The organism is Longimicrobium sp. (genome assembly GCF_036554565.1).
Taxonomy (GTDB): Bacteria; Gemmatimonadota; Gemmatimonadetes; order Longimicrobiales; family Longimicrobiaceae; genus Longimicrobium.
On the sequence record NZ_DATBNB010000127.1, the window covers coordinates 1 to 2297 of the forward strand.

Consider the following 2297-nt stretch of genomic DNA (forward strand, 5'->3'; position numbering starts at 1 on the left):
CGCCCTCCACCAGCGGAGAGTGATAGGCGACGCCCGGCTTCTGCGAGGCCTGGGGAATCCCGTCCAGGTCCGACCCCAGCGCGATCACCGGCTTTCCGCTCCCCCAGCTCGCCATCCACGCGGTCGGAATCCCCGCGATCCCCTCCTGCACGGTGAAGCCGTTGCGCCGCAGGATGCCTACCAGGTAGCGGGAGCTCTCGCTCTCCTGGAAGCCCAGCTCCCCGTACGAGAAGATCTGGTCGACCATCTGCTGGGTGAACTCGTGCATCCCGTCGATCTCGCGGGCGATTTCGTCCTTGAGCGCGGCGAGACGCGCCGAATCCACCGGCACGCCCTGCCGCTGCGCGGCCACGCCGGTGGAAGAGAGCGCGAGGGCCAGGAGAGCCGAGCCCAACCGAAGGAGCAGGCGCATGGGTGATTCCAGGGCAGGGGTGGACGGGATGTGCGCTGATCGCGAAGCGCGTCCAACCTGCCCCGCCCGTCCGCCAAGGTCAAGCACCCGGGAACGCACCGATCCACGTGGACCGTCGAAGGAGATCAACGGCAGAATTCACCCGACTACCGGGTGCGCCGCCACGGCATCTACCTGCAGGTGCGGCGCTGGGTCGAGGAGCCGTTCCAGGCGGGGCGGGTCAGCGGTAGTCCCAGTGCACGACGGCAAACGACGCCAGCGTGATCCGGGTGTCGCCGAAGAGCAGCGCGGTGTGCAGCCACTCGGCCTGAGCGGGGCCCAGCTCCGCCTTGGCCGTCGGGGCGCCGCGCCTGGTCTGCAGAAAGGCGAAGTCGTCGCCGCGCCACGCGAACACGTCCCAGCACCCAGCGTAGCGCTTCTTGGCGCGCCGCGCGACGCCGGCCAGCACCACGCGCGGATCCTCGTCCTCGATCACGCGGTTGCGCTGCTCGGCGCGGGGCACGTCGTCCCAGCGGGTGAGGTACTTCCACACCTCGCCCTTGGCGCTGTACGTGTTCACCCACCGCCCGCTCCACCCCTCCCGCTCCAGCATGCGCAGCACCGCGATCTCGGCGAACGTGTGCTCGCCCTCCAGCTCCACCATCCCCGCCGCCTTCTTGCCGAAGTCGTCCGCGAACGCGGGCCCCTCCCACCGCGGCAGGCGCAGGTACACGCCCGCCACGTCGCCGATCATCCGTCCGCTGGGCATGTGGATGGGCACCTTGAGCGGCACCCGGAAGTCCGTGCGCTCGGCGTACGGCTGCAGCGCCTGCATCCAGGCGGGTGGTGGGGTGTCGGACATGATCTCGGGTTCCGGACGGAAGGGGGCGGCGGCGGACGGCACAATGTGCGTGCTCGGGCCTGCCCGGTCCAGAGCGGCGGGGACGCAGGCCGTCGAGGACGCGACTGGCCTGAGCTAGCGCGGGGTGACGTGCGGGAGGCGTGTACTGCGGGTCGCGAGCCGCCCAGTCCTACGGCGCGCGGCCGGTCCCGCCGAACTCATCCGGGCTCATGGTCCATCGATCGGGCACCGGAGCCCCTGGCTCGAGACGCGCATACGCCACCAGGCGGCCGATCCGGGCGATCTCCGCCGGCGTCAGGTCGAACTCCCACGCGCCGATCCGCCCGTGGACCCGGCGGGCCCCGCGCAGCTTCAGGGCCTGGTCCAACGACACGGGGAACACGATCCGCTCCGTCCACTCTGCCGCACGGCGCTCGCCCTTCAGCGCAATCGTGACGGAACCGTCCACCAGGAGGGTGGCCTCGCCGACCCCGGTGAAGTAATGCCCGTTGGCTTCGGCCACCGCCACGGTCGCGGAAAGCTCGAACACTTCCAGCGGGCGCGAGGGAACGGTGTCCGGGTGGGTCGTGCGGAAGTCGAGGTGTAGCTGCGCGCGGGCCGACGCGCCCCTCTCTCGCCTGAGGCTCGTGGACACGCTCGTGACCCGGGGCGTCGGGTCGTAGATGGCCGTCAGGTCGTTCGCGGGATTGCTGCTCTGAGCCGCGGCGGAGAAGGGCGCGGCGGCCGTGAGGACGACGACCGCGAGTTTAGCGCAGATGTGCATGGGAGCGGAGGATGCGAGGGCAGTTGGCGGTGCTGCAGTGACGCGCGTCCCACAGGAGGGACGCCGAAAGAATGAGCTAAGTAAACCAAAGTTTCCGCGACTGCGCAAGCGTTCGTCGAGCGGGAAGCGCATGTCCACGACGCCGGTGGGTAGCTCTACAACGTGCTATCGACGGGCTAGCTCCACTTCAGGAGCATGAACACGCCGCTGGCCACGTTGACGGCCGCGTGAGCCAGCATCAGGGGGAACAGCCGGCCGGCGCGCAGGTACGCCCAGCCCCA

At 70.1% G+C, this 2297-nt stretch carries 2 protein-coding genes and 1 pseudogene; all 3 read right to left on the bottom strand.

What is annotated here, in order from left to right; all coding sequences use genetic code 11:
- Positions 1–412: pseudogene (locus VIB55_RS03385) on the bottom strand (amidohydrolase); the annotation flags it as partial.
- Between the two features lie 220 nt (positions 413–632).
- Positions 633–1253 carry a hypothetical protein gene (locus VIB55_RS03390; RefSeq protein ID WP_331875259.1) on the bottom strand — a complete coding sequence of 207 codons (621 nt, stop codon included), beginning with the start codon at positions 1251–1253 and terminating at the stop codon, positions 633–635.
- 169 nt (positions 1254–1422) lie between these two features.
- Complete coding sequence (locus VIB55_RS03395) at positions 1423–2016, bottom strand: hypothetical protein (RefSeq protein ID WP_331875260.1); 594 nt, start codon at positions 2014–2016, stop codon at positions 1423–1425.
- Between the last annotated feature and the right edge of the window lie 281 nt (positions 2017–2297).

Bases quoted from the DNA above. Each gene is read 5' to 3' on its own strand.
- VIB55_RS03390 (WP_331875259.1), bottom strand. From the start codon at position 1,253: ATGTCCGACACCCCACCACCCGCCTGGATGCAGGCGCTGCAGCCGTAC.
- VIB55_RS03395 (WP_331875260.1), bottom strand. From the start codon at position 2,016: ATGCACATCTGCGCTAAACTCGCGGTCGTCGTCCTCACGGCCGCCGCG.